Here is a 3,368-nt window from a genome sequence, read left to right on the forward strand (position 1 = left end):
GCCCACCACCGCCCCGACCTGGAAGGCCGCCGCAGTGAGTACTCCCGGCACGCTGACCCCGCCGCTTCTTCAGACGTCGCAGGGCTGGGGTCCGTACGCAATCGCCCTGCAGCAGGACGAAGCCCTGTCCATGGCCTTGAAGGACGGCCTGCTCCGGGTGGAGGAGGTGCTGCTGAACTACACCCGCAGCGACCACGCCTACATCAGCGAGATCACCTCGCACCTGGCGCAGGCCGGCGGCAAGCGCACCCGGCCGCTGCTGGTCCTGCTGGCCGCGCAGTTCGGCGACCCGGCCCGGGCCGGCATCGTGGAGGCCGCGGTGGTGGTGGAGCTGACCCACCTGGCCACCCTGTACCACGACGACGTGATGGACGAGGCGGCGCTGCGCCGCGGGGTGGCCTCGGCCAACCAGCGCTGGGACAACTCACTGGCCATCTTGTCCGGCGACTTCCTGTTCGCCCGGGCCTCGACCCTGCTCTCGGAGTTGGGCCCGGATGCCGTGCGGATACAGGCCGAGACCTTCGAGCGGCTGGTGAGTGGGCAGATCGCGGAGTCGGTGGGCCCGAAGAACGGTCAGAACCCGGTGGAGCACCATCTGGAGGTGCTGGCCGGCAAGACCGGCTCGCTGATCGCCACCTCCGGCCGGTTCGGCGCGATCTTCGCCGGCTGCACCAGCGACCAGGAGCGGATACTGGCCGAGTTCGGCGAACTGTTCGGGGTGGCCTTCCAGCTCTCCGACGACCTGCTGGACATCGCCTCGGAGTCCGAGCAGTCCGGCAAGACGCCGGGCACGGACCTGCGCGAGGGCGTGCACACCCTGCCGATGCTGATCGCGCTGGCGATGGACGGCTCCGCCGACCCGGACACCGGCCGGCTCCAGGAACTGCTGCGGACCGATCTGGCGGCCGACGACGAGGCCTTCGCCGAGGCGCTGGAACTGCTGCGCGCGCACCCGAGCATGGAGCAGGCGCGGGACGTCGTGCGCGGCTACGCGCAGAAGGCGAAGGCGGTGCTGGATCCGCTGGCGGAGATCCCGGCCAAGGAGGCGCTGCGGGCGCTGTGCGACGTGGTGATCTCCCGGACCACCTGATAGCCGGTCGGGGAAGACCGAAAAGCGCGCCGACGACGGATGTCGTCGGCGCGCTTTGTCTCCCCTCCTGGTTTCCGTCGGCCGGTCTTCAGGCCAGCGCGTCGATGAACTCGGTGACGAGCGCGTCGAACTCGCCCGGGTGTTCCATGTTCGGGTAGTGCGCCGCGTCGCCGATGGTGGCCTTGCGGCCGCCGGCGACGCTGTCGGCCAGCCGTTCGGCGTTGTGCCGGTGGTCGTCGGAGTCCGAGCCGCCGATCACCGCCAGCACCGGGATGGTCAGCTTGGCGGCCCGGGCCCAGGTGTCCTCGGCGTGCACCGACCAGTCCTGCTCGTCGGCGGTGTGCTTCAGCCAGGTCTTCATGGTCATCTCCTCGACCAGCGCCGGGATGGCGGGGTCGAGGTCGGCCAGGGAACGGTGCGGACCGCTGGTGAACTCGTTCCAGACGGCCAGGGCGCCCTTGAGATCGCCGGCGAACAGCGTCGGCCAGATCTTCTCCAACGTCTTGTGGGTCCAGCCGTCCGCGAACTCCGGCTCGCTGGTGCCGGCTCCGCTGACCACCAGCGCGCGCACCAGTTCCGGGTGTTCCAGGGCGGTGTCGGTGGCGGTCGCGGCGCCCATCGAGATGCCGATCAGCACCGCCGGGCCGGCGTCGAGGTGGCGGATCAGGGCCGCGACGTCGTCGGTGTGCCGGAAGGTGGCCGCGGCGTTGCTGCTGTCGCCGTGGCCGCGGGCGTCGGGGGCGATCACGCGGTAGCGCGCGGGCAGGGTCTCCAGCTGCGCGTTCCACTGGCGGTGGTCGAGGAAGCCGCCGTGCAGGAGGACTACGAGGGGACCGGTGCCCGCGTCGCGATAGGCCAGCCGGCCGCCGTCGGCGAGGGGCGCGTACTCGATCTCGTTCATGACACCTAAGGTGCCATTCTCGCGAGGAGTTGGCAACCCAGGTGTCATAATGAGGTGTGACTGATGACCCGCTCGCACCCGAGGGCCTGGCCTTGCGGCTCGCCGACGTCTATCTGCTGGTCGGGCCGCTGTATCGGCGCGTGCTGCGGAAAGTCGAGACGAGCCAGGAGATCGAGGGCGTCGGCGCCGGCGTGCGCATGGTGCTGGACCTGCTGCGCCAGGGCGGGCCGATGACCGTGCCGCAGATGGGCCGGGCGCAGGCGTTGAGCCGGCAGTTCGTGCAGCGGATGGTGAACGACGCGGCCGAGCGCGGGTTCGTCGAGGCCGTCCCGAACCCGGCGCACCGGCGGTCCTCGCTGATCCGGCTCACCGAGGCCGGCCGCACCGTCATCGAGGCGGTGATCGCCCGCGAGCACGGGCTGCTCGGCCAGGTCGGCGGCGATCTGACTCAGGCCGACGTGGACGCCTGCGTCAAGGTGCTGTCGTGCATGCTGGACGAGCTGTCGGATGTGGACGTGGACTGACCGGGCAGCTCACCGCGACCGGAGCGCCGGGCCCCGCGCAGCGCGTCCACGGTCAGCAGCACCAGCGCGGCCCAGACGATCAGGAACCCGGCCAGCCGGGCCGGCGGCACCGCCTCGTGCTGCACCAGCACCCCGCACAGGAACTGCAGGATCGGTGCCAGGAACTGCAACAGCCCGACCATCGACAGCGGGAGCCGGTTGGCCGCCGCGCCGAACGCGATCAGCGGCAGCACGGTCACCGGCCCGGCGAGCACCAGCAGCGCGGTGTTGCCGGCGTGCTGCCCGAAATCGAGCGTCCCGTGCGCGCCGAGCCACACCAGATATCCGACGGCCGGCACGAACTGCAGCGAACTCTCGATCGCCATCGCCTCGGCGGCGGGCACCGCCACGAGCTTCTTGAGCAGCCCGTACGTCCCGAAACTCCCGGCCAGCACCAGGGCGATCCACGGCGCCTTCCCGTACCCCGCGGCCAGCACCAGGACCGCGACCGCCCCGACCCCGACCGCGGCCCACTGCAACCGCCGCAGCCGCTCCCGCAGTACGAACACCCCGAACAGCACGGTCACCAGCGGGTTGATGAAGTACCCGAACGCGGTGTCGACGGTGTGCCCGTGGTTCACCGACCAGATGTAGACGAACCAGTTCACGGAGATGGCCAGCGCGGCCCCGGCGAGCAGCGCGAGCTTGCGCGGCGCCCGCACGATCCCGCGCACCCACCCCCACCGAGTCGTCCCCTCCGGCACCCGCCGCAGCGCCAGCAGCACGAGCACGGCCAGCAGCGACCACGCCATCCGGTGCGCCAGGATCTCCCCGGCCCCCGCGGGCTCCAGCAGCGGCCAGTACAGCGGGAACA

At 71.3% G+C, this 3,368-nt stretch carries 4 protein-coding genes; 2 read left to right on the forward strand and 2 right to left on the reverse strand.

What is annotated here, in order from left to right; translation table 11 throughout:
- Window positions 1–130 precede the first annotated feature (130 nt).
- The gene (locus IZR01_RS48715; RefSeq protein ID WP_194927841.1) at window positions 131–1,090 is read left to right on the forward strand and encodes a polyprenyl synthetase family protein; all 960 of its coding nucleotides are present in this window, start codon (window positions 131–133) and stop codon (window positions 1,088–1,090) included.
- Window positions 1,091–1,178: 88 nt separating this feature from the next.
- Here IZR01_RS48715 and IZR01_RS48720 read toward each other — a convergent pair whose 3' ends face one another.
- Entirely contained in the window at window positions 1,179–1,991 is an 813-nt protein-coding gene (locus IZR01_RS48720; protein WP_228561427.1) for an alpha/beta fold hydrolase, read from the reverse strand.
- A gap of 56 nt (window positions 1,992–2,047) precedes the next feature.
- Here IZR01_RS48720 and IZR01_RS48725 point away from each other — a divergent pair, with 56 nt between their 5' ends.
- Window positions 2,048–2,515, forward strand: a complete 468-nt coding sequence (locus IZR01_RS48725; protein WP_194927839.1) for a MarR family winged helix-turn-helix transcriptional regulator — start codon at window positions 2,048–2,050, stop codon at window positions 2,513–2,515.
- On the opposite strand, the gene rarD is transcribed toward IZR01_RS48725, so the two are convergent.
- On the reverse strand, window positions 2,440–3,368 hold a 929-nt coding region (gene rarD / locus IZR01_RS48730; protein WP_194927840.1), incomplete at its 5' end, for an EamA family transporter RarD. The genes IZR01_RS48725 and rarD overlap by 76 nt on opposite strands.

It is taken from the genome of Catenulispora pinisilvae, from assembly GCF_015356865.1.
Taxonomy (GTDB): Bacteria; Actinomycetota; Actinomycetes; order Streptomycetales; family Catenulisporaceae; genus Catenulispora; species Catenulispora pinisilvae.